Raw genomic sequence first — 25057 nt, 5'->3', positions numbered from 1 at the left:
GAAGGGAAGGCGGACCCGGCCGTCCGTCAGAAGTACACGGCGCTGCTGGTGATCAGCGCTTCGAGTACTGGGGAGCCTTACGGGCCTTCTTGAGGCCGTACTTCTTGCTCTCCTTGACCCGCGCGTCACGGGTCAGGAAGCCGGCCTTCTTCAGGGCCGGGCGGTCGTCGGGCTCGCTGACGATCAGCGCCCGGGCGATGGCGAGCCGCAGCGCGCCGGCCTGGCCGGTGGTGCCGCCGCCCCGCAGGTTGGCGATCACGTCGAAGGCCTCGGCCTTCTCGGCGGTGACCAGCGGGTCCTTGATGAGCTGCTGGTGCACCTTGCTCGGGAAGTAGGCCTCGAGGTCACGGCCGTTGCAGGTGATCTTGCCGCTGCCCGGGACGATGCGGACCCGGACGATGGCCTCCTTGCGCCGACCCACGGTCTGGATCGGGCGGTCGCCACGAGGCGCGCGCGCGACGGGCGCCGGCGCCTCGGTGGCCTCGGGGGCGACCTCGGTGGCGGTGATGTCGGTCATGCTGCTTCCTTCGCCCGCGCTCACTGCGCGATCTGCTTGATCTCGAACGGCACCGGCTGCTGCGCGCCGTGCGGGTGCTCGGCACCGGCGTAGACCTTCAGCTTCTTGAGAATCTGGCGGCCCAGCTTGTTGTGCGGGAGCATGCCCTTCACGGCCAGCTCGATGGCCCGCTCGGGCCGCTTGGTCAGCAGCTCGTCGTAGCCGACCTGCTTCAGACCACCCGGGTAGCCGGAGTGGCGGTAAGCGATCTTGGTCTGGCGCTTGTTGCCGGTCAGCGCGACCTTGCCCGCGTTCACGATGACGACGAAGTCGCCCGTGTCGACGTGCGGCGCGAAAGTCGGCTTGTGCTTACCACGCAGCAGCGTGGCGGCGTGGGTCGCGAGGCGGCCCAGCACGACATCAGAGGCGTCGATGACGTGCCACTGACGCTCGATCTCACCCGGCTTCGGGCTGTACGTACGCACAGGTCTACCTTGTCTCGTCGTCGGTCTGGGGTCGCGCGCCGAGGTGACCAGGCGCGCACGAACGACCAAGCGTACCTGATGCGGCACGCCTAAGAATGTCGTACAACAGCAGGCAACGATACCCGGCCGCCCGGCGGCAGGTCAAAACGGGGTCTCACCCCGCGTGGCCTGCGCCTTTCCCCATGGCGGAGGTCACACGCCGGAGAGCTTACGCGGTCCCGGCCGCAGGTACACGGCCCAGGTCGCCAGGAAGCAGAGCGCGTACCAGCCGATGAAGGCCAGGTAGGCGGCGTCGGCGGTGCCGGAGGTCAGGAACGACTGCCGGAACGCCACGTTCACCAGCACGCCGCCCGAGGCGCCGACCGCCCCGGCGATGCCGATCAAGGCTCCGGAGAGCCGCCGGGCCCGCCGGTCGGCCGCCTCCCGGTCCCCGGTCAGCTCCGTCTCGGCGGCGGCCCGGGCCCGGAAGATCGCCGGGATCATCTTGTAGGTCGACCCGTTGCCGATCCCGGAGAAGACGAAGAGCGCCAGGAAGCCGGTCAGGTAGAGCGGGAAGGACCGGTCCCGGGCGGCGTAGAGCACCAGCCCGGCGCCGGCGGCCATCGCCACGAAGTTCCAGAAGGTGACCCGGGCCCCGCCGAGCCGGTCGGCGAGCTGGCCGCCGAACGGCCGGATCAGCGAGCCGATCAGCGGCCCGAGGAAGGTCACCCAGGCGGCGTCGACCGGGGTCGGGAACCGGTCGTGGAACTGGAGCTGGAGCACCTGGCCGAAGGCGAAGCCGAAGCCGATGAACGAGCCGAAGGTGCCGATGTAGAGCAGGGACATCACCCAGGTGTGCGGGTCGCGGGCCGCCGCGCGCAGCGCGCCGGGCTCGTTGCGCGCCCCCGGGACGTTGTCCAGCCAGCGCGCCGCGGCCAACGCCGCGAGGACGATCAGCGGCAGGTAGACCGCCGGCACCAGCCGGGGGTACGCGGCTCCCGCGGTGGCCAGCACCGCCAGCCCGACGAGTTGCACGGCCGGCACGCCGAGGTTGCCGCCGCCGGCGTTGAGCCCGAGCGCCCGCCCCTTGAGCCGCTCCGGGAAGAACAGGTTGATGTTCGCCATGGAGGAGGCGAAGTTGCCGCCGCCGACGCCGGTCAGACAGGCCAGCACCATGAGCGTGGCGTACGACACGCCGGGCTCGATCAGCACCGCCATGGGCACCGCCGGCACCAGCAGCAGCAGCGCGCTCACGATGGTCCAGTTCCGCCCGCCGAACCGGGCCACCGCCAGGGTGTACGGCAGCCGCAGCACCGCCCCCAGGGCCGCCGGCACGGCGGTGAGCAGGAACTTCCCGGCCGGGTCGATGCCGTATTCGGGGCCCAGGAAGAGCACCATCACCGACCAGAGGCTCCACACGGAGAAGCCGACGTGCTCGGCGAAGATCGACACGTACAGGTTGCGGCGGGCGACCGGCGCACCGGTCGTGGCCCAGAACTCCGGGTCCTCCGGGCGCCATTCGGTGATCCGTCCCGGGCGCCCGGCGTCGGCCGGGGCCAGGGTGGTGGGGGAAGCGAGCGTGCTCACGGCGACTCCTCCTCGTCGGTGACGAGGGGAACGCTAGGAACGGGCGGTTTCCCGGCCGTGCCCGTCGCGGGTCGGTCCGGAAACGGAGATCGCACGTCCGCCGGCGGGCGGTGGTGAAGCGCCTCAGATCTCCTGGAGGATGCGCAGCGCCCGGCCGACCCGCTGCATGGTCTCGGTGTCGGCCACGTCCACGCACTCGGTGAACCACTTCTTCATGGGGGAGGAGAGCCGGTCGGGCATCACCACGTAGGCGCCCATCGGCACGGCCAGGGGCGAGTCGCGCAGCAGCGACTCCTCGACCACCTCGACCACGATCACGATCGGCACCGCGGTGGAGTTGTAGACGTCGGAGCTGATGACCAGGCCGAGCCGTTCCCGGGCGCCGGAGATGCGCCAGACCTCTCCCCTACGCAGCACGCGGACGCCCGCCGCCGAACAGCGCGTCGTCCACCAGTGCGGCCTCCTGGGCGTCGGCCAGGGCGGCCGACTCCAGGTCCAGGCCGGCGCGGGCGACCGCCTCGGCGTGCGCGGTGAAGACCTCGCGCAGCGCCTTCTCCCGGGCGGCCTGGTCCATCCAGGCGGAGAGGGACAGCCCTTCCCGCTTGGCGAACCGGCGGGCCTCCTCGATCGTCTCGTCGGAGAAGGACAGTGTCACCTTGGCGGTCATGCCGGAAAGATTACCCACCGGTATGACCGTCAGTCATCCCCGCTCGCACCGGTCGCCGAACCGGACACCCGGGCACGCTCAGGCACGACGGCCGCCGAAGACGGCGAACCGCCACTCCTTGAAGAAGCAGTCCACGTCCACCAGGCCCGCCTCGGCGAGCCAGCGGCACTGGTCGGTCACCGGCGCCGGCCGGTCGTGCCGCATCCGTTCCCGGGCCCCGGCGATCTCCGCGGCGTCCGAGCCGAGCTCGGTGATCCGGGCCGTCCAGACCTCGTCGTAGCGCCGGTCCAGGGCGGGCGTCGGGCCGGCCACCTGCTCGGCGTTGACGAAGACGCCGCCCGGCGCCAGCGCCTCGGCCGCCCGCCGGTAGAGCGCCCGCTTGCCGTCGTCGTCCAGGTGGTGGATGGCGAGCGCGGAGACCACCGCGTCGTAGCGGCCGGCGGGCAGCGGGTCGGCCAGGTCGGCGAGCACGGTGCGGTGCGGCACCCCGCGGGCGGCCAGGTGACCGGCGGCCACCGCGAGCATGCCGGGCGCCCCGTCCACCAGGGTCAGCCGGACTCCGGGGACGGCCGCGGCCAACAGCAGGGAGAGCAGGCCGGTGCCCGCGCCCAGGTCCAGCACCTCGGGGGTACGCCCCGCCGCGAGCGCCGCCCGCAGCGGTGGCGCGGCCACCTCGACCGCCGTGCCGTAGAAGGCGTCGAAGCAGGGCACCAGCCGGCGCCGGGCCGCGTCGTAGCTCCCCGCCACCGCGTCGAACGCGTCCGCCACACTCATCGCGCCTCCCAAAATCCGGGATATTCGTCCCACATTCTAAGTCCTGCCGACCGTCCCGTCACTCCCGTGCGGTGTGAGGTGCTCTTGACAGGACCGAAACAGAAGGGACCCGGACCGGAAACCGCCCCCCGGCACGCTTTCCCGACATGACAGACGGTGCACGCCTGGCGACTCCACCGGGGGTACGACCCCGGGAGGCGGCCACGCACTGCCCGTACTGCGCGCTCCAGTGCGGCATGGTGCTGCGCGAGGCCGGGGAGCGGATCGAGGTGACGCCCCGGGACTTCCCCACCAACCGCGGCGGCCTCTGCCAGAAGGGCTGGACCTCCGCCGAGCTGCTCGACCACCCCGACCGGCTGACCACCCCGCTGCTGCGCGACCGGCCCGGCGGCGAGCTGCGCCCGGCGAGCTGGGACGAGGCGCTCGACCGGGTGGCCGCCGGGCTGCGGGCGGTCCAGGAGCGGCACGGGCGGGACGCCGTCGCGGTCTTCGGCGGCGGCGGGCTGACCAACGAGAAGGCGTACGCGCTCGGCAAGTTCGCCCGGGTGGCGCTGCGCACCCGGCACATCGACTACAACGGACGCTGGTGCATGTCCTCGGCCGCGGCGGCCGGGCTGCGCGCCTTCGGCGTCGACCGGGGCCTCCCCTTCCCCCTCGCCGACCTCGGCCGGGCGGACACCCTGCTGCTGGTCGGCGCGAACCCGGCCGAGACCATGCCGCCGCTGATGCGCCACCTCGCCGACCAGCGCGAGCGGGGCGGCCGGCTGATCGTGGTCGACCCCCGGCTCACCGCCACAGCCCGCCAGGCGGACCTGCACCTGCAACCGCTGCCCGGCACCGACCTGGCGGTGGCCAACGCGCTGCTGCACATCGCGCTCACCGAGGGCTGGCTCGACCGGGCGTACGTGGCCGACCGGACCACCGGCTTCGACGAGGTCCGGCGGACCGTGGCCGGCTGCTGGCCGGCCGAGGTGGAACGCCTCTCCGGGGTGCCGGTGGCCGACCTGGAGGCGGCCGCCCGGGCGCTGGCCACCGTGGACCGCGCGGTCATCCTCACCGCCCGGGGCGCGGAGCAGCACGCCAAGGGCGTGGACACGGTCACCGCGTTCATCAACCTGGCGCTCGCCCTGGGCCTGCCCGGCCGGCCCGGCTCCGGCTACGGCTGCCTCACCGGGCAGGGCAACGGGCAGGGCGGCCGGGAGCACGGGCAGAAGGCCGACCAGCTCCCCGGCTACCGGCGGATCGACGACCCGGCCGCCCGGGAGCACGTGGCCGCGGTCTGGGGCGTCGACCCCGCGGCGCTGCCCGGACCGGGCGTGCCGGCCTACCAGCTCCTCGACTCGCTCGGCACCGCGCAGGGCCCCCGGGCGCTGCTGGTCTTCGGCTCCAACCCCGTGGTGTCCGCGCCCCGCGCGGCCCGGGTCGAGTCCCGGCTGCGCGACCTGGACCTGCTCGTGGTGGCCGACTTCCTGCGATCCGAGACCGCCGACCTGGCCGACGTGGTGCTGCCCGTCGCGCAGTGGGCCGAGGAGGACGGCACGATGACCAACCTGGAGGGTCGGGTGCTGCGCCGCCGCGCGCTGCGCGAGCCGCCGGCCGGGGTCCGCTCCGACCTGGCCGTCCTCGCCGGGCTGGCCGCCCGCCTCGACGCGCCCGGCGCGTTCCCCACCGACCCGGCGGCGGTCTTCGCCGAGCTGCGCCGTGCCTCGGCCGGCGGGCCCGCCGACTACGCCGGCGTCAGCTGGGACCGGATCGACGCCGACACCGGCGTCTTCTGGCCCTGCCCGGACGAGGACGGCCCGGACACCCCGCGGCTCTTCGCCGACCGGTTCCCCACCCCGGACGGCCGGGCCCGGTTCCGCGCGGTGACCCACCGGCCGGCCGCCGAGCCGGTCTGCGCCGACTACCCGCTGCACTTCACCACCGGTCGGGTGCTCGCCCACTACCAGTCCGGCGCGCAGACCCGGCGGGTCGCGGCGCTGCGCCGGGCCGCCCCCGGCGGCTTCGTCGAGCTGCACCCCGACCTGGCCGGTCGGCTCGGCGTGGCCGAGGGCGACGACGTCCGGGTGGTCTCCCGCCGCGGCGAGCTGCGCGCGCCGGCCCGGCTCAGCCCAACGATCCGGCCGGACACCGTCTTCGCGCCGTTCCACTGGCCGGGCGCGGCGCGCGCCAACTCGGTCACCAACGACGCCGTCGACCCGGTCTCCGGGATGCCCGAGTTCAAGATCTGCGCCGTCCGGGTGGAGAAGGCATGACCGAGCGCATCGTGATCGTGGGATACGGCATGGCGGGCGCCCGCCTCGCGGCCGAACTGCACGCCCGCGGCGGGGACCGGAAGGTGACCGTGCTCGGGGCGGAGCCGCACCGGGCGTACAACCGGATCATGCTCTCCACCCTGCTCGCCGGGAAGATCGGCGAGCCGGACGTGGAGCTGGCCGAGGTCGCCGGGCAGGGCGCGGACGTGCGCACCGGCGCCGCGGTCACCGCCGTCGACCGGGCCGCCCGCGAGGTACGCACCGCCGACGGCGACCGGCACGGCTACGACCACCTGGTCCTGGCCACCGGCAGCCGGGCCCTGGTGCCGCCGCTGCCCGGGCTCGACCCGCTCCCCGAGCGGGTGGTCCCGTTCCGCACCCTGGACGACTGCCGGCGGATCCTCGCCGCCGCCCGGGGCGCCCGCCGCGCGCTGGTGCTCGGCGGCGGGCTGCTCGGGCTGGAGGCGGCCCGCGGGCTCGCCGCCCGGGGCCTGGAGGTGACCGTGATCCACCCGGTCGGGCACCTGATGGAACGGCAGCTCGACGAGCCGGCCGGCGCGGTCCTCGCCGGCACCCTCGCCGGGCTCGGGGTGCGCACCCGGCTGGGCGTCACGGCGACCGGGGTGGCCGCCGACGCCGACGGAGTCCGCCTCGACCTCGGCGACGGCGACTCGCTCGCGGCCGACCTGCTGGTCCTCTCCTGCGGCGTACGCCCGGACACCGCGCTGGCCGCCGCCGCCGGGCTGACCGTGGACCGGGGCGTGGTGGTGGACGACCGGATGCGCACCAGCGACCGGCGGATCTCGGCCATCGGCGACTGCGCCCAGCACGACGGGACGCTGACCGGCCTGGTCGCCCCGGCCTGGGCGCAGGCCCGGGTGGTGGCCGAGGTGCTGATCGGCGACGATCCGCTGGTCCGTTACCGGCCGCGGCCGGTGGTGACCCGGCTCAAGGCGGCCGGCATCGACCTGGCCGCGATGGGCGACGCCGCCGGCACGCCCGACGGGGGCGGGCCGGTCGAGGAGCTGACCTTCGCCGACCCGGCCCGGGGCACGTACGCCCGGCTGCGGATCCGCGACGAGCGGCTCACCGGGGCCATCCTCCTCGGCGACAACCCGGCGGTCGGCACCGTGGTGCAGCTCTTCGACCGGGGCGCGCCGGTGCCGGCGGACCGGCGGTCGCTGCTGCTCGGGCGGGCGTTCGGCGCGGCCCCGGCCACCCCCGCCGCGTCCCCGGCGCTGATGCCGGACGCGGCCACGGTGTGCCAGTGCAACGACGTGAGCAAGGGCGCCCTGGTGGCGTGCTGGCGGGCCGGCGCCCGCACCGTCGCGGAGCTGTCCGCGGCGACCCGGGCGGCCACCGGTTGCGGCGGCTGCCGGGACGCGGTGGCCGGGATCGCCGGGTGGCTCGCCGAGGTGGATCCGGTGGCGGGACGCCAGGAACCGAGTGCAGGGACAAACCGCGACGCGGTGGAGGTGGCGCGATGAGCGGCAGGCTGGTGGTCGTTGGGAACGGCATGGTCGGGCAGCGCTTCGTCGAGGCGTTGCGGGCCCGGGACGGGGACCGGCGCTGGCAGGTCACGGTGCTCGGCGAGGAGCGGCGGCCGGCGTACGACCGGGTGCGGCTCTCGGCCTACTTCGACGGGGTGAGCGCCGAGGAGCTGAACCTGCACACCCCCGACGACGGGGTGGAGCTGCGGCTGGGCGAGCCGGCGCTGGCGCTCGACCGGGCGCGGCAGGTGGTGCGGACCGCGGCCGGCGAGCACCCGTACGACGCGCTGGTGCTGGCCACCGGCTCGTCCGCGTTCGTGCCCCCGGTCGACGGCACCGATCTGCCGGGGGTCTTCGTCTACCGGACGCTGGACGACCTGGCCGCGATCCGGGCGCACGCCGAGGGCCGGCGCACCGGGGCGGTGATCGGTGGTGGGCTGCTCGGCCTGGAGGCGGCGAACGCGCTGCGCCTGCTGGGCCTCGACACCAGCGTGGTCGAGTTCGCGCCTCGGCTGATGCCGGTGCAGGTGGACGAGGCGGGCGGGGCCATGCTCCGCCGCTACGTCGAGGAACTGGGCGTCACCACGTACCTCGGGGTGGCCACCAGCGCGCTGCGCCCCGGCCCGGACGGGACGGTCGGCGCGCTGGAGCTCTCCGACGGGCGCACGGTCGGCGCGGACCTGGTCGTGGTGGCCGCCGGCATCCGGCCGCGGGACGAGCTGGCCCGGGCGGCCGGGCTGCCGATCGGGCCGCGCGGCGGGGTGCTGGTCGACGCAGGCTGCCGGACGGCGGACGAGCGGATCTGGGCGGTCGGCGAGTGCGCCGCGGTGGACGGCACCTGCCACGGCCTGGTCGCCCCCGGCTACGCGACCGCCGAGGTGGTCGCCGACCGGCTGCTCGGCGGGGCGGCCACCTTCCCCGGCGCGGACACCGCCACCAAGCTCAAGCTGCTCGGCGTGGACGTGGCCTCGTTCGGCGACGCGCACGGCGTCACCCCGGGCTGCCTCGACGTCACCTTCACCGACCCGGCCACCCGGGCGTACGCGAAGCTGGTCCTCTCCGACGACGCGAAGACGCTGCTCGGCGGCGTGCTGGTGGGCGACGCGAGCGCGTACCCGACGCTGCGGGCGAGTGTCGGCGGGCCGCTGCCCGCTCCCCCGCTGGCACTGCTGGCCCCGGCGGGCGGTGCGGGCGCCGGGGCCGGCGCGCTGCCGGCCGCCGCGCAGGTCTGCTCCTGCAACGCGGTGACCCGGGCCGACCTGGACGCGGCGATCGCCGGCGGGGCGACCGACGTGCCGACGCTGAAGGCGTGCACCCGGGCCGGCACGAGCTGCGGCTCCTGCGTGCCGATGCTCAAGCAGCTCCTCGACGCGGCCGGGGTGCAGCAGTCCCGCGCGCTCTGCGAGCACTTCGACGCCGGCCGGCAGGAGCTGTTCGACATCGTCCGGGTCCGGGGCATCCGCACCTTCTCCCAGCTCATCGCCGAGCACGGGCGCGGGCGTGGCTGTGACATCTGCAAGCCGGTGGTGGCCTCGATCCTCGCCTCGCTCGGCACCGGGCACGTGCTCGACGGCGAGCAGGCGTCCCTCCAGGACACCAACGACCACTTCCTGGCCAACCTGCAACGCGACGGCAGCTACTCGGTGGTGCCCCGGATCCCCGGCGGCGAGATCACCCCGGAGAAGCTGATCGTGATCGGCGAGGTGGCCCGGGACTTCCGGCTCTACACGAAGATCACCGGCGGGCAGCGGATCGACCTGTTCGGTGCGCGGGTCGAACAGCTCCCGCAGATCTGGCGCCGGCTGGTGGACGCCGGCTTCGAGTCCGGCCACGCGTACGGCAAGGCGCTGCGCACGGTGAAGTCCTGCGTCGGCGAGACCTGGTGCCGGTACGGGGTGCAGGACTCGGTCGGGCTGGCCGTCGCGCTGGAGCTGCGCTACCGGGGCCTGCGCGCCCCGCACAAGCTCAAGTCGGCGGTCTCCGGCTGCGCCCGGGAGTGCGCCGAGGCGCGGAGCAAGGACTTCGGCATCATCGCCACCGAGACCGGCTGGAACCTCTACGTCGGCGGCAACGGCGGCTTCCGGCCGCGCCACGCCGACCTGTTCGCCACCGACCTGTCGACAGACGCGCTGATTCAACTGATCGACAGATTCCTGATCTATTACATCCGCACCGCCGACCGGTTGCAGCGCACCGCCGCCTGGATCGAGGCCATGGACGGCGGCCTCGACCACCTCCGGTCGGTGCTCGTGGACGACTCGCTCGGGCTCTGCGCCGAACTCGACGCGGCCATGGCCCGGCACGTCGCCGGGTACTCCGACGAGTGGCGGGACGTGCTGGAGGACCCGGAGCGGCTGCGCCGCTTCACCTCCTTCGTCAACGCCCCCGACGTGCCCGACCCGTCCATCACCTTCGCCGTCGAACGCGGTCAGCCGGTGCCCGCCCGCGGCGCCCCACCGGGCGCCGACGGTCGCCGCCAGCCGGTCGCGCTGGGCGTGCCGGAGGTACGGCGATGAGCGCCCCGACGATGCTGGCCTGGACGGCGGTCTGCCCGCTGGACCGGCTGGACCCGGACCGCGGCGTGGCCGCCCTGGTCGACGGGGTGCAGGTGGCCCTCTTCCGCACCGGCGGCGAGCTGTACGCGGTCGACAACCTCGACCCGGTCGGCGGCGCGCAGGTGATGTCCCGGGGGATCGTGGGCAGCCGTGGCGGCCTGCCGACGCTCGCCTCCCCGCTGCACAAGCAGGTCTACGACCTGACCACCGGGCGGTGCCTCGACCTCCCGGGCGTGGCGCTGCGGCGGCACGAGGCGCGCTGCCGGAACGGGCTGGTCGAGGTGCGGTTGCGACAGGAGGAGTGATGCGGGAGGAACTGGCCGGCTTCACCATCGGGGTCACCGCGGACCGGCGGCGCGACGAGCTGGCCGCGCTGCTCCAGCGCCGGGGCGCGCGGGTGGTGCTCGCCCCGGCGCTGCGGATCGTGCCGCTGGCCGACGACACCGACCTGCGCGAGGCCACCCGGACCTGCCTGGAGCGCCCGCCGGACGTGCTGATGGCCAACACCGGCATCGGGATGCGCGGCTGGCTGGAGGCGGCCGAGGGCTGGGGGCTGGCCGAGCCGCTGCGCGGCGTGCTGGCCCGGTCGTACGTGGTGGCCCGCGGTCCCAAGGCGACCGGGGCGATCCGGGCGGCCGGGCTGCGCGAGCACTGGTCCCCCGCCTCGGAGAGCTGCGACGAGGTGGTCGAGCACCTGGTCCGGCGCGGGGTGGCCGGCCAGGTCATCGCGCTGCAACTGCACGGCGAGCGGCAGCCGGAGTGCACCGAGGCGCTGGAGTCGGCCGGGGCCACGGTGATCGAGGTGCCGGTCTACCGCTGGGCGCCGCCGACCGACCCGGCGCCGCTGCACCGGCTGATCGACCTGGTCGCCGGGCGGCTGGTCGACGCGGTCACGTTCACCTCCGCCCCGGCGGCCGAGGCGCTGCTGCGGGCGGCCGGGGACCGGACCGAGACGGTGCTGGCGGCCCTGCGCGGGGACGTGCTGGCGAGCTGCGTGGGGGCGGTCACCGCCGAGCCCCTGGTGCGGCGGGGGGTGCCGGTGAGCGCCCCGAACCGGGCCCGGCTCGGCGCCCTGGTCCGGACGATCGTCGACGAGCTGCCCCGCCGGACGGTGACCGTGAAGGCGGGCGGGCACCTGCTGACCCTGCGCGGCCACGCCGCGGTGGTGGACGGTGAGCTACGCCCGCTCGCGCCGGCCCCGATGGCGGTGCTGCGGGCGCTCGCGGCCGCGCCGGGAAAGGTGCTGTCCCGTACCGCCCTGCTGCGTACCCTGCCCCGGGGCGCGGACGAGCACGCGGTGGAGATGGCGGTCGCCCGCCTCCGGGTCGGGCTCGACGCCCCCCGCGTGGTGCAGACCGTGGTCAAGCGCGGCTACCGGCTGCGGGTCGACTGACCCGCCGCCGGGCGGCGGATCAGCCGACCGGGGCCGCGAAGCCGTGCTCGGCCTGGAGCCGGAGCATGGCGTGCTCGACCACGGTCACCAGCACCTGCTTGACCGACTCGCGCCGCCGCGCGTCGCACATCACCAGCGGCACGTCCGGCGGGATCGCCAGCGCCTCGCGGACCTCGTCCACCTCGTAGTGCGGTGCGCCGTCGAACCGGTTCAGCGCCACCACGTACGGCAGGTTGCGGTTCTCGAAGTAGTCCAGCGGCGCGAAGGCGTCGGTGATCCGGCGGGTGTCCACCAGCACGGCCGCGCCCACCGCTCCCCGGATGATCTCGTCCCACATGAACCAGAAGCGGGTCTGGCCCGGCGTGCCGAAGAGGTAGAGGATCAGGTCCTCGGCCATGGTGATCCGGCCGAAGTCCATGGCGACCGTGGTGGTCTCCTTGCCGGGCACCTTCGACGGGTCGTCGATGCCGACGCCGGCCGCGGTCATCAGCGCCTCGGTGGTCAGCGGCTGGATCTCGGAGATCGCGCCCACCAGGGTGGTCTTGCCCACCCCGAAGCCGCCCGCGATGACGATCTTCGCGGAGATGATCTCCCGGCTGCGGTTCGCCCCGGCGGGGTCATAGTTCGCGAAGTCCACTTAGCACCCTTCCAAGCAGGTTCATCCGCGCCGCGAAGCCCGTCGCGGGAGCGGCAGTGTGTAGCGTCAGCAGGCCCTCGGCCACCATGTCGGCGACCAGCACCCGGGTGACGCCCAGCGGCATCCGGGTGTAAGCGGCGATCTCCGCCAGCGACTGTGCCCGGCCCTCGCAGACCGAGGCGATGCGGTACTTGTCGTGCCCGGCGAACCGCGCCTCGGCCGACTGGGTGGGCGTGCACGACAGCACCGCCTCGAGCGCGATGTTCTGCAACGGCTCGGTGCGGCCACGGGTGACCGCGTACGGTCGCACCAGCGCGCCACGCGGATCTCGTCGTGGTTCCATCTCGCGATCACCTCCCCTCGTACGGAGCCGGACGGGCTCCGGGTCACCAGGTCACCGGACGGCCGGTCAGGGCCGGACGGCGTCCCTCGGCAGCGGCACCAGTGCCTGGCCGACCCGTTCCACCAGCAGCGCCATCTCGTAGCCCACCTGGCCGACGTCGCAGCTCCGCGCGGCCAGCACGGCCATCGACGAGCCGTCGCTGATGGACATGAGGAAGAGGTACCCGCTGTCCATCTCGATGACGGTCTGGAGCACTCCGCCGGCGCTGAACATCCGCGCGGCGCCCTCGGTCAGGCTCACCACGCCGGAGGTGATCGCGGCGAGCTGGTCGGCCCGATCCCCCGGCAGGTCGCGGGAGGAGGCGAGCAGCAGCCCGTCCGCGGACACCGCCACCACGTGGGCGATGCCCGCCACGCTGTCGGCGAAGTTGGTGAGCAGCCAACCCATGTCCTGCATGGCCGCTGGCCTGTTCATCGGTTCGTCTCCTTGGTCGAGGTGCTGTTCAGGTCCGCGCCGGCCGTCCGACCCCGCTGCACACCGCGGTGGTAGGCCGACAGCAGGCCGCGTACTTCGTCCGGGGTGCGCCGGGCGCTGGCCCGGCTGCCCTTCGGCTCGATGCCGCCGGGCACGAGCTGGGCCTGCGGCACTCGCTTGGGCAGGCCGGAACGGGTGGTGCCGCCGTTGGTGGGTTCCGCGGCCCGGCTGGCCCGCGTCCACCCCTCGTCGGCCGCCGTCCGCCAGGCCTCCGAGTCGATCGCCGGCGGCGTTGGCGCCGGCGGGGGTACGGCCGCAGCGGGCGGCGGAACCGCCGGCGGGGTGTACGGCGGCGGTGTGGCCAGCCCTGCCGCCTGGGCGCCCGGGGTACGGGTCGGCAGCGGCGGCAGCGGCGACGCGCCGCCGTTCTGCGCGGTCGGGGCGGGCTGCGCGGTCGCGGCGGGCGGTGCCGGCTCCTCGTCGAACCGGGGGCGGGTGAAGATGGTCGTCTCGTCCTCGCCGTGCGAGCGGAACCAGACGGCCTCCATCTCCCGGAAGATCGGTGCCTCGGCCCGCCGGTCCGGCCGGGCCGCCACGGGGGCCGCCGGGGCGGGCTCGGCTGCCGGGGCCGCGGCGGCCGGCTGGTAGGCCGGCGGCGCCAGCGCCGGGGCGCTGGTCGCCGCCGCCTCCCCGCCCAGCGTCCGCTGGGGCAGCGGATCGACCGCGGGGTGCGCGGTGGTCGGCCCGCCCACCGTCCAGCCGGCGCCGGAGACCGGGGCCGGGGTGGCGGGCGCGGGCGACGCGGAGGGGCCCGGGACGGCCGGCGGCACGGTGGGCAGCGCGCCGGTTCCGCCGAACTGTACGGCCGGGGCGGTGTCCCGCGCCTCGGCGGGGGCCTGCCAGCGGGCGGGCGGCGGGGTGGCCGTGCTGCGCCACTGGTCGGCCAGGGTGGCCGTGCCGGCCCGGCCCGCACCGGCCAGCGCGTCGGCGGCGCCGACCTGGCTGAGCGGGGACTGCTCGACGGCCAGCGGCTGGCGCGGACGGGTCAGTGGGGCCTGGCCCCGGTTCGCCGGCAGCACCACGGTGGCGTTCGGCAGCGTGACCTGGGCGACGGTGCCACCCTCCACGTTGCGGCGCAGCTCGACCCGGATCCCGTAGCGGGAGGCGAGCCGGCTGACCACGGCCAGCCCCATCAGCCGGAACGCGGCCACGTCGACCGTGGGCGGGGCGGCCAGCCGGCGGTTGAGCGAGTCGAGCTGTTCGTCGCTGAGGCCGAGGCCACGGTCCTCGACCTGGATCAGCACGTAGTCGCGGATCCGGCGGCCGTCGGCGACCACGATGGTGTTCGGCGGCGAGAACCGGGTGGCGTTGTCGAGCAGCTCGGCGACCAGGCGGACCACGTCGTTGACCGCGTGCGCGGCGACCGAGATGTCGGTGTCGACGGTGCCGAACTCGATCCGGTTGTAGAGCTCCACCTCGGACTGGGCGGCGCGCAGCACGTCGACCAGGAGCGCGTCGTCGCGGCGCGGCACGGCGGAGTCGGCCCCGGCCAGCACCAGCAGGTTCTCGTCGTTGCGGCGCATCCGGGTGGCCAGGTGGTCCAGCTCGAAGAGCTGGGCGAGCCGCTTCGGGTCCTCCTCGCCGCGCTCGATCGCGTCCAGCTCGCCGATCATCCGGTCGACCAGGCTCTGCGAGCGGCGGGCCAGGTTGAGGAACATCGCCGAGACGCTGGTCCGCAGCGCGGCCTGCTCGGCCGCCACCCGGACCGCCTCCCGGTGGACCACGTTGAAGGCCGCCGCCACCTGGCCGACCTCGTCGCGGTTGGTCAGCTTGATCGGGTCCCGGACCTGCTGGACGATCTCGTCCACGCCGCCCTCGCCGATGGCGTTGACGTTCTGCAGCCGGCTCACCGCGTCGGGCAGGTCGTGGTTCGCCACCGCCAGCGCGCCCTCGCGCAGCCGGCGCAGCGAGTCGTTGAGCGAGCGGGCCAGCACCACGGCCAGCGTCACGGCGATGGCCAGGGTGAGCAGCACCAGCAGGCTCTCCATGAAGGCCTGCCGGATGACGTCGGTGCGCACCGCGTCGACGTCGGCCAGCAGCTGGTCCTGGAGCTGGATCTCGGCCCACCGCATCAGGTCGCCGACCGCGGCGACGGCCGCGGCGGCCTCGTCGCGGGTGACCAGCGGGACCTGCCCGACCGAGCGGGAGATGTCGGTGGCGACCCGGTCGGCGAGCTGGACGGCGTCACCGGAGACGGTGCGGTCCACCAGGGCCCGCTGGGCCGGCTCGGCGGCCCGGGAGAAGGAGAGCAGGGCCTCCTGCTGGCCGGTCAGGGTGGCCACGAAGGAGGCGAACTGCTCCTCGTCGATCCGGCTGGTGGAGAGAGTGGAGAGCGCGGTGTAGGCGACCGCCTCCTCCTCGGCGACCTCGGCCTTGGCGTGGGCGAAGGCGGCCACCGCGCGGCGGGCGTCGGCGAGGCCCTCGGCGCCGGGCTGCTGGGCCAGCGTGTCGCCGTAGGCGACGAGGTCGTCGAGGATGATGCCGTAGCGCAGGCTCGCCTCGGAGACCGCCATCTGCTGCCGGTCGAGCACCTCCTGGCGGGTGCCGTTCAGCGTGGCCAGGTGGTCCTCGATCACCTTGAGCCGGTCGCGCACCGAGGTCGGCACGTCGCCGAGCTTCCCCCGCTCGTCCCGGTACGCCGCGATCCGCTCGTCGGTGCGGCGGACCCGCAGGTTGTAGTCGTCCGGCTTCCGGTTCGGCGCGACCAGGAAGGCGGCGGCGGCCATCCGCTCCTTGTGCAGGTCCTGGGTGAGCGCGGAGACGTCGATCGACAGCGCGGTCAGCGACCGGATCCGGTTGGCCTCGTAGGCGCCCTCGCCGACCGAAACGAGTCGAATAGTTGCCAGTGCGATAACAGCCGCCACCGGAACGACGAGGATGAGGGCGAGCTTGGAGCGGATCCGCGCGTCACGCAGCCGAGGCAGGCGCCGTCGCCGATTCCGCTGGTCGGCGTCGCGGCTCTCGGGCAGGGTCGTAGGTCCGGTGCTCACGACATCGCCTCCGTCGTTTCTTCCACGCTTGACCCGCCGACCCGTGCCTGGTGCAGCGGCCAGCGCCACGCGCGGCACGGCCGCGATTTCATCAGACGAGATCCTGTTTGGGAAGCGGCAGTGAGGCAGGAAACGGTCGTGGGTGACGCAACCCGTGATCCGATCACCTAATACCTTCTTTTCTCCAGCCCCCTGAACAGGGCATGTGACTCCAGAGTGGTCAGTCGCATCTGTGCAGTAATTGTCGGTTAACGTTCTGTGTCCCCAGCATGTGGGACGAGCGTCCCGAAACCGCGGCCGGCATCCGCGCTTGACCGCAGGGCCCGGCATTGGCAAGGTTTTGCAGGCTTCGCGCACACCGTACGGCACACCAATCCCGATCCTCCACTGAGGACGGACGAGCGGCGGTGATCGGGCGCTGGCCCGCGCCGCACCTGGAGGACTGAGTTGAGCCCCATCCGCTCCGCGAGCATCGCGGTGCTCGCATCGGCCGTGCTGGCCACCACGCTCACCGGCTGCGAGATCGGCGGGGAGCCGCAGGACACCAGCCCGATCGTGATCGCCGCGGACCTCGAACTTTCCGGCGCCTCCGCGCCGATCGGCAAGGTGTATCAACGGGCCCTGGAACTGAAGGTCGAGCAGTTGAACTCCTCCGGCGCGCTGGGTGGCCGGAAGATCGACCTCAAGGTGAAGGACAACCGTTCCGACGCTGCCGAATCGTTGCGGAACATCAACGATTTCAGCAGTGACTCGCGGGTCAGCGCCATCATCATGGGCGGCTGCAACGAATGTGCGGTCGGTGCCGTCCGCACGATCGGCCAGAAGCGTATTCCCACCGTCGCACTCGCCTCCTCCGGCGAGATCACCGAACCGGTCGCCGAGCGCCGCTATGTCTTCAAGCTGGCCCCGAATGCGGCCGACAGCGCCGCCGCCCTCACCACCGAGTTGACCCGCCGCAACATCCGCAAGGTGGCGGTGCTGCACAGCGCCGACAAGTACGGCGAGGAAGGGCTGGCCGCGCTGAACGGCGAGTTCGCCAAGGCCGGCGTCAAGCTGGCCCGCGCCGAGTCGGTGCGGACCACCGACACGGAGGTCAGCAGCCAGATCGGCAGCCTGGTCGCCAAGAAGCCCGAGGCGCTGCTCGTCTGGACCCCGCCGGAGCAGGCGTCGCTGGCCGCCACCACCGCCCGGCAGAGCCAGTACACCGGCCCGCTCTTCTTCGACTCCTCGGCGGCCGGCGACCTCTTCCTGGGCGCCTCGTCCCGGTCCACCGAGAAGGCCACGCTGATCTTCACCCAGACCATGGTGATCGACGACGTCATCGCCACCACCCCGGCCAAGGCCGCCCGGCGGCAGTGGTTCCAGGAGTACACCGCGCGGTTCGGCGGCTACAACGGCTACTCCTCGTTCGCCGCCGACGCCGTCCAGCTCATCGCCGACGCCGAACTGCGGGCCGGCGGCGGACCGGGCGAGGTGGACCGGAGCGCCCTGCGCGACGTCCTGGAGACCTCGCAGCTCGACGGCCTCTCCGGGCCGATCCGGATGACCCCGGACAACCACTCCGGCCTGATGCCGCAGGCGTTGACGACGCTCGTGGCGCGGGGTGGTCGTTGGCGTCTGGCCGGCTGATCTTCCTCGCGCTGGGGGGTGTGGCCCCGGCACAACCGGCTCCGGGCGGTCAGGCTTGATCCCTCCGCCGGTTGCGCCGGGGCCACACCTTCTGTGGTCGGCCGCCGTCGATCGTCGCTGGGTTCAGCTTGCGTGCGCTCGGTCGACGTCGGGTTCTCAGGTTCCGGGTCAGCGGGCCGAGGTGGTGGCGCGGACCCAGGGCAGGGCCAGGCGCTCGACGAGGCTGAGGGCCGAGTAGAGCAGGATGCTCATCACCGCCACCAGCACGATCGCCGCCCACGCCGTCGCGGTGTCGCCGACGCCGTTGTACTGGAGGATCTGGTAGCCCAGCCCCGGCCGGTCCGAGTAGAACTCCCCGATCACCGCGCCGATCGCGGCCAGCGGCATGGCCACCTTCAGCCCCACGAAGATCTGCGGCAGGGCGGCCGGGAAGCGCACCTTCCGGAACGCCTGCCACCAGGACGCGTTCAGCGAGCGGCCCAGCTCGGCCAGGTCGGCCGGAGTGGTGGTCAGCCCGGTCGCCGTGGAGAGCACGATCGGGAAGAAGCAGAGCAGGAACACCATGGTCAGGATGGGCTTCTGCCCCCAGCCCACCGCGACCACGAGCAGCGGCCCGAAGGCGATCTTCGGCACCGCGTTGACCGCCACCAGCAGCGGGGCGAACATCCGCTCCACCCGGCTGGACGCGGCCAGCGCCATCCCGATGAGCACCCCGGCGAGCGACGAGAGCAGGAAGCCGAGCAGGGTCATCCAGGTGGTGATGCCCAGCGCCGGCAGCAGCACGTCGGTGGTGTCGACCAGCGAGCGCCACACCGCCTGCGGCGGCGGCAGCGCGGCCGGGTGGACCAGGTGCAGGCCCGAGGTGACCAGCCACCAGGCGGCCACCGCGATGACCAGCCCGAGCGCCGGCAGCCCCACCGCCGCCGGGCGTACGGCGAGCCGGCGCGGGGCGGGCGCGGGCTCCGTCAACTCCTCCGCCGCCCCGGCCCGGGTTCCGGTCAACTGCGTCACGGTGTCCTCCTCTCTCGGCCGGCCCGACGACCGGCACGCGAAAGGGGTGCGCCCACCGGGTCTCCCGGCGGCCGCACCCCCGTTGCCCGAGCCGACCGGTCAGGCCTTCGGCGCGAGGTTGAAGTCAATGATCTGGTCGGGGGTGAGGTTCTGCTTGAGCGCGCCCGCGCCCTGGAGCAGCGCGATGCTCTTGGCGACCCGGCCGCTGTCCAGGGTGCCGATCGCGGTTCCGGAGTTGCTGGAGCGGACGTACGCGGCCATGAGCTGGAGCTCGGCGGCGGACGCGGCCGGGTTGGCGGCCGGCACGTTCTTCTTCAGGATCTCGCCCGCCTCGTCCGGGTGGGCCAGCGAGTATTCCAGGCCCTTGAGCAGCGCGGTGGTGAAGCGCTTCACCATCTCCGGCTTCTCCTTGGCGATCTTGCTGGAGGTGATCAGCACGTTGCCGTAGAGGTCCTGCATCACGTTGCTGTAGGGCAGCACGACCGGCTTCTTCTTGGCCACCGCCTCGACGGTGGGCTGACCGACCACGAACTGGCCGATGCCGTCGACCGCGCCGGAGCCGAGCATGCCGATGAGGCCCTGCGCCTCACCGTTGACCCAGGTCACCTTGCTGCCGTCGATGCCGGCCAGCCGCGCGTACGTCGGGAAGAGGTTGCGCACGACGGAGGTCGGGGTGTCGGCGAGCTTCTTGCCCTCGAGGTCCTTCGGGGTGGCGATGTTCTTGCCCTCGACCGAGACGATGGCGGCCATGGTGCGCTGCTGGATCGCCGCCACCGCGACGAAGTCCTTGGCCTGGCCGTTGCCGAGCTGAAGGATGCCGCCGGTCAGGTCGATCGGGCCGAAGTCGGCCTGGCCGCCGGTGACGGTCTGGATGACCGACCCGGTGCCCTGGCCGGGCTTGATGTCGACGTCGAAGCCGGCCTCCTTGAAGAAGCCCTTCTCCTTCGCCACCCAGGCGTAGGAGTCACGGCCGAAGTTGCCGAACGAGGTGAGGTAGGTCACCTTCTCCAGCGCCGCACCGTTGCCGCTCTTGCCGTCCTCCGACTTGTCCGAGTCGCTGCTGCAGCCGCCGACGAGGGCGAGGGCGGTGGCGAGCGCCGCGGCGGCGACCGTACGGGTCAGCCTTCTCATCAGTGCACCATGTCCTTTCCGACCAGGGCACGTTCGCCCGGTCGGGTCGTGGGTCCGACGGTGTCGGCAGGAGGGGCGGCCGACGGGACCGTCGTGAGGGGACTCTTCGCGCGCAACAGCGTACGAGAAGGCCGATGAAGCCAGGCGGGCGTACGGGTTGCGGAACGGAAACGAAGTTGCCTGACGGAAAGGAGACAGACGTCCACCCCGGACGGTGCTATAAGGACCATCTCCCGCTACGCTAGCCCGGCTCGCGTTCGCGACGTTGGAAGGGAGCCGGCGGGAGATGATCCGACTGTCCGGGGTGTCCCGCACCTTCGACGGCCGTTCGGGACGGGTCGAGGCGCTGCGTGGCATCGACCTGGACGTCGCGGAGGGCGAGTTCGTCGCCGTCCTCGGCCGCTCCGGGTGCGGCAAGTCCACCCTGCTCCGCATGATCGCCGGCCTGCTCCCGGTCAGCGAGGGCGAGATCACCGTGGCCGGCACGCCGATCACGAAGCCGCGCCGGGACATCGCCATGCTGTTTCAGCGGCCCGCCCTGCTGCCCTGGCGCACGGTGCTCGACAACGTCCTGCTGCCGGTGGAGATCTTCGGCTGGAGCCGGGCCAAGCACCGCGACCGGGCCCGCGGCCTGCTGGAGATGGCCGGGCTGGGCGGCTTCGAGAAGCGCCTTCCGCACGAGCTCTCCGGCGGCATGCAGCAGCGGGTCTCGCTCTGCCGGTCGCTGATCGGCGAGCCGCGCGTGATGCTCATGGACGAGCCCTTCTCCGCGCTCGACGCGCTCACCCGGGAGGAGCTGTCCGGCGAGCTCCAGCGGGTGCACATGGAGACGAAGGCGACCATCGTCTTCGTCACCCACTCGATCGACGAGGCCGTGCTGTTGGCCAACCGGGTCGTCGTGCTCAGCCCGCGCCCCGGCCGGATCCGCGAGGTGGTCGAGGTGGCCGTGCCCCGGCCCCGCACCCTGGGTCGCCACGCGCACCTGGCCGAGGTGGCCCGGATCAGCGCCGAGCTGCACGAACTGCTGATGGAGCGCGACGCCACCGATGGCGTCGTCGCGGGGGGACGGTGACCATGCGGGTGTCGGTCTTCACCGAGCCGCACCGCGGGGCGACCTACGACGACCAGCTCCGGTTCGCCCGGCTGGTCGAGGAGACCGGCTTCGAGGGCTTCTTCCGGGCCGACCACTACCGGTCGATGGGGGACGAGCCGGGGCTGCCGGGCCCGACCGACGCCTGGCTGACGCTCGCCGCGCTGGCCCGGGAGACCTCCCGGATCCGGCTCGGCACCCTGGTCACCTCGGCCACCTTCCGGCTGCCCGGGCCGCTGGCCGTGCAGGTCGCCCAGGTCGACCAGATGAGCGGCGGCCGGATCGAGCTCGGCATCGGCGCCGGCTGGTACGAACGCGAGCACACCGCCTACGGCATCCCGTTCCCGGCGGTCACCGAGCGGTTCGACCGGCTGGCCGAGCAGCTGGAGATCGTCACCGGGCTGTGGCGCACCCCGCTCGGCGAGACCTACAGCTTCACCGGCGACCACTACCGGCTGGCCGACGCGCCCGCGCTGCCCAAGCCGGTGCAGCAGCCCGGGCCGCCAGTGATCGTCGGCGGCCGGGGCCCGAAGCGCACCCCCGAACTGGCCGCTCGGTACGCCGACGAGTTCAACATGCCGTTCAAGACCGTCGCCGAGACGGCCCGCGCGTACGAGCGGGTCCGCGAGGCGTGCGACCGGACCGGGCGCACCGGGTCGGGGCGGGCGCCCCTGGTGCTCTCCGCCGGGATCGTGGTGGCGATCGGGCGGACCGACGCGGAGGCCCAGCGCCGGGCCGCGCCGCTGCACGTCAAGAGCGCCCTCCCGCCGGAGGACCCGGTGGTCGGCTCCCCCGCCCAGCTCGTCGACCGGCTCGGCGAGTTCGCCGCGATCGGGGCCACCCGGGTGCACCTGCGGCTGATCGACTTCGACGACCTCGACCACGTGGAGCTCATCGCCGCCGAGGTGCTCCACCAACTGGACGGAGCACGATGACCGACCTCTCCGCCGACCTCGAACTCGGCCCGGTGGGCCAGGAGATCGTCTTCGAGAACGACCGGGTGCGCGTCTGGCACATCCGGCTGGAGTCGGGCGAGCGGCAGCCGCTGCACCGGCACGACCACCCGTACCTGGTGGTGGCGATCGAGGGCGCGAAGAACGTGGTCCAGACGATCGACGGCACGACGATCGACGCCGACGAGCCGACCGGCGGGGTCGTCTACCGCGACCCCGGAGCCGTGCACATGCTGACCAACGTCGGTGACACCACGTACCTGGCCCGGCTGGTCGAGCTTAAGTAGCCAGGTCGACACCAACCTCGGCGAGTAAGTAGCGGGCGGCCGCACCGGGCCGTAACGTGCCCGACATGGCCTTTCGGACGTGGGGCAGGCTGCTGCTCACGGCGCTCGGGGTGAGCGTGCTGGCCGGGGCCGGCCAGCTCGGCATCGCGTACGGCTTCGGCGTCGTACGCCTCGACGGCGCGTTCGTCGACGACTCGGTCAACCGGTGGCCCGCCCAGCTCGCCTGGGTCGGCTGGTTCGCCGCGGTCGCCACGGTCGTCGGGGCCGTCCTCACCGAACGACTCACCCGCCGGGGCGCCTCCCCGGCCGGCACCACCGAACTGCTCTCCATCGCCGGCCTCAGCGCGGTGGGTGCGATCGTGGTCGCCCCACTGTGCATGCAGCCGGCCCGCGCCACGGAGCTGGGCGGCACCGTCGACCCGGTGTGGGCGGTCGGCATCTGCGCGATCCTCGGCGCCGTGGTCGGGGCGGGCACGGCGATCGCCGTGCTGCTCAAGCCACCGTTCGGCTGGAACATCGTGCTCACGGCCGCGGCCGTCTGGCTGCTCGCCCTGGTCTCCGTCGCGCCGTCGGTGGCGTCCACCGGCTCGCTGCCCACCGTCCGTCTCGGCGTGCTCGAACCGTCCTGGCTGGACCCGGCCGCGGCCCAGCGCCTGGCCATGCTGCTGCTGCCCACGGTGGCCCTGCTCGCCGGCGCGGCGGTCGGCGTGCTGGCCCGCCGGGCCGGCTACCTGCCGCTGGTCGGCGGCGCGGCCGGGGCGGCCGGCCCGGTCCTGCTGGCCTTCGCCTACCTGACCGCCGGGCCCGGCACCGCGGTCGACCACTACCAGCTCGCGCCCTACTACGGCGCGCTGATCGCGGTCGCCGCCGGAGCGCTCGGCTCGACCGCCACGACCGTGCTGCCCCGACCGGTGACCACGGCCGCCGGGCCGGACGCCGTCGAGCCGACCGACATCCTCCAGCCCCTGCCGCCGTCGCCGGCCACCTCCGGCCCGGCACCCACCGGCACGGTGACCGCGCATGCCGTGGGGGCACCGAGCCCCGCGCACTGGGACTGGCCGGAGGCCGGCGGCCTCACCCCGGCGCCGGTGCCGGCCGGACTCACCCGCCGGCCCCTCGGGCGCCCCGCCGCCGGACCGCCGGCGGCCCGGACCGAGCCGGTGTACGGGTCAGGCCCCGCCGACGAGCGCGAGGCGAGGACCGAGCCGGTGTACGGGCCGACCCCCACCGATGAGCGCGAGGCGACCGGACCGGGTCGGATCCGGCACCGGTTCGACGCGCCAGCGCCGGTCGCCGAGGCGCCCTCCGCCGGGGCGGGAGACCCGACCAGGGACGCGGGCCGCGTCGACGAGCTGGCCGCGGCGGATCCCCCCGCTCGGCCCGGCCAGTTGGACGAGGTCACCCGGCCCCGCCTCGACGCCCCGGCCGGCCCGCCCCCGGGTGCGGCCGCCGAGGCGACCTCGGACCGCGACCGGTTCGACCCGCCCACGGCGTCGGGCGTCTCCCTGGGACAGGGTTCTGACCCCGCGCGATCGGACTGGCCGTCCGAGGACGCCGGCACCGATCAGCCGGTACCGGGCCCGACGCGACCAGGCCGGGCGGCCGACGACAACCGGACGGATCAGCCGGAGCCGGACACGCAGCCCGCCTGGGCGTTCGGTGACCCCGTGCCGGACGAGCCAACCACCGGGTGGGACGACGGGGAGCTGACCCGGAACCTGCCAATGCCCGGGTCGCTTCCGCCGGGACGGCGGACCTCGGCCATCGACGTGCTCTCGGCTGGCCGCCCGACCCCGCCGGCCGAGCCGGACCCGGTCACGCCGCCCGTCCCGACGACGGAGCCGGCGCACCCGACGACGGAGCCGGCGCACCCGACGGCACCGCGCGCCGAGGTCACGAGGTTGGCCGACCGGAGCAAAGCCCCGTCCGTCGCGCCGCACCGGACGGAAGCACCGGTCCAGGCGTCGCCGACGGAGCGCGCGATGGCGGAACGCGAGGTGGCGGAACGCGAGGTGGCGGAACGCGAGGTGGCGGAACCCGCGGTGGCGGAACGCGCGGTGGCGGAACGCGCGGTGGCGGAACGCGCGGTGGCGGAAGCCGCCCCCGCGGCACCGGCCACGAAGGCGGCCCCGGCGCGGTCGACGAGATCGCGGCGGAGCCGGGCTGCCCAACCGGCGGACGGCGTGCCCCCTGCGGGTGAACCGGCGGCAGCGGCGGCGGGTGAACCGGCGGCGGAGGCGGCGGCTGAGGCCGGCGGGCGCACACCTGCCGCACCGGCTCCGGCGGGCCGCGCGAAGCGCACCCGCAAGCCGCGGACCAGCCGGACCGCCCCGGACCGTTCCCCCGCCGAGCCGGCCACCACCACATCGGACAGCACCGTCGAGACGACCACCACCAGTCCGGACAGCACCACCAGGCCGGACGGCACCACCAAGCCGGACAGCACCGCCAAGCCGACCACCACCAAGCCGGACAGCACCGCCAAGCCGGCCGCGACCACCCGGGACCGCACGGCCGAACCCGCCGGCAGCACGCCGGACCGCAGCTTCGAGCCGGGCGGCAGCACGCCGGACCGCACCTTCGAGCCGGCCGGCAGCACGTCGGACCGCAGCTTCGCGTCGGCGGAACGCGCGCCGGCCGCCGAGGCGGCCACCGCCGCACCGGCCGGCGCCACCGCGTCCACCGTGGAGGCGGTGCAGTTCCTCAACCTGCCGGTGGTCATGGCGACCGTGCTGCTGGCGGCGGTGTTCATCGTGGTCGCCAACATCGTG

22 protein-coding genes are annotated in these 25057 nt (G+C 74.1%); 10 read left to right on the top strand and 12 right to left on the bottom strand.

The features are described from left to right. Positions 1–52 precede the first annotated feature (52 nt). From rpsI to ABZV78_RS19895, 6 genes are all read right to left on the bottom strand, one after another. A complete protein-coding gene (gene rpsI / locus ABZV78_RS19920) occupies positions 53–517 on the bottom strand; it encodes a 30S ribosomal protein S9 (protein WP_030501567.1) in 465 nt (154 codons plus the stop codon). Between the two features lie 20 nt (positions 518–537). After that, positions 538–981, bottom strand: a complete 444-nt coding sequence (rplM, locus tag ABZV78_RS19915; protein ID WP_091262713.1) for a 50S ribosomal protein L13 — start codon at positions 979–981, stop codon at positions 538–540. 192 nt (positions 982–1173) lie between these two features. Then, a complete protein-coding gene (locus ABZV78_RS19910) occupies positions 1174–2547 on the bottom strand; it encodes a nitrate/nitrite transporter (protein WP_355640520.1) in 1374 nt (457 codons plus the stop codon). Positions 2548–2670: 123 nt separating this feature from the next. Beyond that, complete coding sequence (locus ABZV78_RS19905) at positions 2671–2964, bottom strand: type II toxin-antitoxin system PemK/MazF family toxin (protein ID WP_355640518.1); 294 nt, start codon at positions 2962–2964, stop codon at positions 2671–2673. Beyond that, positions 2954–3214, bottom strand: a complete 261-nt coding sequence (locus tag ABZV78_RS19900) for a DUF6364 family protein (protein WP_189195456.1) — start codon at positions 3212–3214, stop codon at positions 2954–2956. Before ABZV78_RS19900 ends, ABZV78_RS19905 begins: the two co-directional genes overlap by 11 nt. Positions 3215–3292: 78 nt before the next feature. Then, positions 3293–3988, bottom strand: coding sequence for a class I SAM-dependent methyltransferase (locus tag ABZV78_RS19895; protein ID WP_355640516.1), 696 nt, complete (start codon positions 3986–3988; stop codon positions 3293–3295). Positions 3989–4134: 146 nt separating this feature from the next. Between ABZV78_RS19895 and ABZV78_RS19890 the strand changes: the two genes are divergently transcribed. The 5 genes from ABZV78_RS19890 to ABZV78_RS19870 are packed head-to-tail and all read left to right on the top strand — an operon-like array spanning position 4135 to position 11681. Continuing rightward, positions 4135–6243 carry a molybdopterin oxidoreductase family protein gene (locus ABZV78_RS19890; RefSeq protein ID WP_355640514.1) on the top strand — a complete coding sequence of 703 codons (2109 nt, stop codon included), beginning with the start codon at positions 4135–4137 and terminating at the stop codon, positions 6241–6243. Next, positions 6240–7730: an FAD-dependent oxidoreductase gene (locus ABZV78_RS19885; protein ID WP_355640512.1), complete on the top strand. Its 1491-nt coding sequence runs from the start codon at positions 6240–6242 to the stop codon at positions 7728–7730. The genes ABZV78_RS19890 and ABZV78_RS19885 overlap by 4 nt, the downstream gene beginning before the upstream one ends. Next, a complete protein-coding gene (gene nirB, locus ABZV78_RS19880; RefSeq protein ID WP_355640510.1) occupies positions 7727–10249 on the top strand; it encodes a nitrite reductase large subunit NirB in 2523 nt (840 codons plus the stop codon). The genes ABZV78_RS19885 and nirB overlap by 4 nt, the downstream gene beginning before the upstream one ends. Further along, positions 10246–10593, top strand: coding sequence for a nitrite reductase small subunit NirD (gene nirD / locus ABZV78_RS19875; RefSeq protein WP_355640509.1), 348 nt, complete (start codon positions 10246–10248; stop codon positions 10591–10593). Before nirB ends, nirD begins: the two co-directional genes overlap by 4 nt. Then, positions 10593–11681: a uroporphyrinogen-III synthase gene (locus tag ABZV78_RS19870; protein WP_355640507.1), complete on the top strand. Its 1089-nt coding sequence runs from the start codon at positions 10593–10595 to the stop codon at positions 11679–11681. Before nirD ends, ABZV78_RS19870 begins: the two co-directional genes overlap by 1 nt. A gap of 19 nt (positions 11682–11700) precedes the next feature. Here the strand turns inward: ABZV78_RS19870 and ABZV78_RS19865 are convergent, their stop codons facing one another. From ABZV78_RS19865 to ABZV78_RS19850, 4 genes are all read right to left on the bottom strand, one after another. Continuing rightward, positions 11701–12318 (bottom strand): ATP/GTP-binding protein, encoded by a 618-nt coding sequence (locus ABZV78_RS19865; protein WP_355640505.1) that lies wholly within the window; start codon positions 12316–12318, stop codon positions 11701–11703. Next, positions 12299–12661 (bottom strand): DUF742 domain-containing protein, encoded by a 363-nt coding sequence (locus tag ABZV78_RS19860; RefSeq protein WP_091262733.1) that lies wholly within the window; start codon positions 12659–12661, stop codon positions 12299–12301. The genes ABZV78_RS19865 and ABZV78_RS19860 overlap by 20 nt, the downstream gene beginning before the upstream one ends. Before the next feature lie 66 nt (positions 12662–12727). Next, positions 12728–13135 carry a roadblock/LC7 domain-containing protein gene (locus tag ABZV78_RS19855; protein ID WP_091262735.1) on the bottom strand — a complete coding sequence of 136 codons (408 nt, stop codon included), beginning with the start codon at positions 13133–13135 and terminating at the stop codon, positions 12728–12730. Further along, entirely contained in the window at positions 13132–16185 is a 3054-nt protein-coding gene (locus tag ABZV78_RS19850) for a sensor histidine kinase (protein WP_355640503.1), read from the bottom strand. Before ABZV78_RS19850 ends, ABZV78_RS19855 begins: the two co-directional genes overlap by 4 nt. A gap of 447 nt (positions 16186–16632) precedes the next feature. On the opposite strand from ABZV78_RS19850, the gene ABZV78_RS19845 reads away from it, so the two are divergent. Then, positions 16633–17814 carry an ABC transporter substrate-binding protein gene (locus tag ABZV78_RS19845; protein ID WP_355640501.1) on the top strand — a complete coding sequence of 394 codons (1182 nt, stop codon included), beginning with the start codon at positions 16633–16635 and terminating at the stop codon, positions 17812–17814. 168 nt (positions 17815–17982) lie between these two features. Here the strand turns inward: ABZV78_RS19845 and ABZV78_RS19840 are convergent, their stop codons facing one another. Both ABZV78_RS19840 and ABZV78_RS19835 read right to left on the bottom strand, forming a co-directional pair. Next, positions 17983–18783 (bottom strand): ABC transporter permease, encoded by an 801-nt coding sequence (locus tag ABZV78_RS19840; RefSeq protein WP_355640542.1) that lies wholly within the window; start codon positions 18781–18783, stop codon positions 17983–17985. A 141-nt stretch (positions 18784–18924) separates the two neighbouring features. After that, positions 18925–19956: an ABC transporter substrate-binding protein gene (locus ABZV78_RS19835; RefSeq protein ID WP_355640499.1), complete on the bottom strand. Its 1032-nt coding sequence runs from the start codon at positions 19954–19956 to the stop codon at positions 18925–18927. A gap of 286 nt (positions 19957–20242) precedes the next feature. Here ABZV78_RS19835 and ABZV78_RS19830 point away from each other — a divergent pair, with 286 nt between their 5' ends. The 4 genes from ABZV78_RS19830 to ABZV78_RS19815 form a co-directional block, all read left to right on the top strand. Next, positions 20243–21028, top strand: coding sequence for an ABC transporter ATP-binding protein (locus ABZV78_RS19830; RefSeq protein WP_355640497.1), 786 nt, complete (start codon positions 20243–20245; stop codon positions 21026–21028). 2 nt (positions 21029–21030) lie between these two features. Then, positions 21031–21981, top strand: a complete 951-nt coding sequence (locus ABZV78_RS19825) for an LLM class F420-dependent oxidoreductase (RefSeq protein WP_355640540.1) — start codon at positions 21031–21033, stop codon at positions 21979–21981. Further along, positions 21978–22286 (top strand): cupin, encoded by a 309-nt coding sequence (locus ABZV78_RS19820; protein WP_355640495.1) that lies wholly within the window; start codon positions 21978–21980, stop codon positions 22284–22286. Before ABZV78_RS19825 ends, ABZV78_RS19820 begins: the two co-directional genes overlap by 4 nt. Before the next feature lie 65 nt (positions 22287–22351). Further along, positions 22352–25057 (top strand): hypothetical protein (locus ABZV78_RS19815; protein WP_355640493.1); only part of this gene is annotated, 2706 nt, incomplete at its 3' end.

Origin of the sequence: Micromonospora sp. NPDC004540 (assembly GCF_040610095.1) — a bacterium.
Classification (GTDB): Bacteria; Actinomycetota; Actinomycetes; order Mycobacteriales; family Micromonosporaceae; genus Micromonospora.
Note: the sequence above shows the minus strand (reverse complement) of the source record. Positions and strands in the feature narration are given on the sequence as shown.

Coding starts and splice junctions, on each gene's coding strand:
- rpsI (WP_030501567.1), bottom strand. CDS start 517: ATGACCGACATCACCGCCACCGAGGTCGCCCCCGAGGCCACCGAGGCG.
- ABZV78_RS19900 (WP_189195456.1), bottom strand. CDS start 3,214: ATGACCGCCAAGGTGACACTGTCCTTCTCCGACGAGACGATCGAGGAG.
- ABZV78_RS19895 (WP_355640516.1), bottom strand. CDS start 3,988: ATGAGTGTGGCGGACGCGTTCGACGCGGTGGCGGGGAGCTACGACGCG.
- ABZV78_RS19890 (WP_355640514.1), top strand. CDS start 4,135: ATGACAGACGGTGCACGCCTGGCGACTCCACCGGGGGTACGACCCCGG.
- ABZV78_RS19885 (WP_355640512.1), top strand. CDS start 6,240: ATGACCGAGCGCATCGTGATCGTGGGATACGGCATGGCGGGCGCCCGC.
- nirB (WP_355640510.1), top strand. CDS start 7,727: ATGAGCGGCAGGCTGGTGGTCGTTGGGAACGGCATGGTCGGGCAGCGC.
- nirD (WP_355640509.1), top strand. CDS start 10,246: ATGAGCGCCCCGACGATGCTGGCCTGGACGGCGGTCTGCCCGCTGGAC.
- ABZV78_RS19870 (WP_355640507.1), top strand. CDS start 10,593: ATGCGGGAGGAACTGGCCGGCTTCACCATCGGGGTCACCGCGGACCGG.
- ABZV78_RS19860 (WP_091262733.1), bottom strand. CDS start 12,661: ATGGAACCACGACGAGATCCGCGTGGCGCGCTGGTGCGACCGTACGCG.
- ABZV78_RS19855 (WP_091262735.1), bottom strand. CDS start 13,135: ATGAACAGGCCAGCGGCCATGCAGGACATGGGTTGGCTGCTCACCAAC.
- ABZV78_RS19835 (WP_355640499.1), bottom strand. CDS start 19,956: ATGAGAAGGCTGACCCGTACGGTCGCCGCCGCGGCGCTCGCCACCGCC.
- ABZV78_RS19830 (WP_355640497.1), top strand. CDS start 20,243: ATGATCCGACTGTCCGGGGTGTCCCGCACCTTCGACGGCCGTTCGGGA.
- ABZV78_RS19825 (WP_355640540.1), top strand. CDS start 21,031: ATGCGGGTGTCGGTCTTCACCGAGCCGCACCGCGGGGCGACCTACGAC.
- ABZV78_RS19820 (WP_355640495.1), top strand. CDS start 21,978: ATGACCGACCTCTCCGCCGACCTCGAACTCGGCCCGGTGGGCCAGGAG.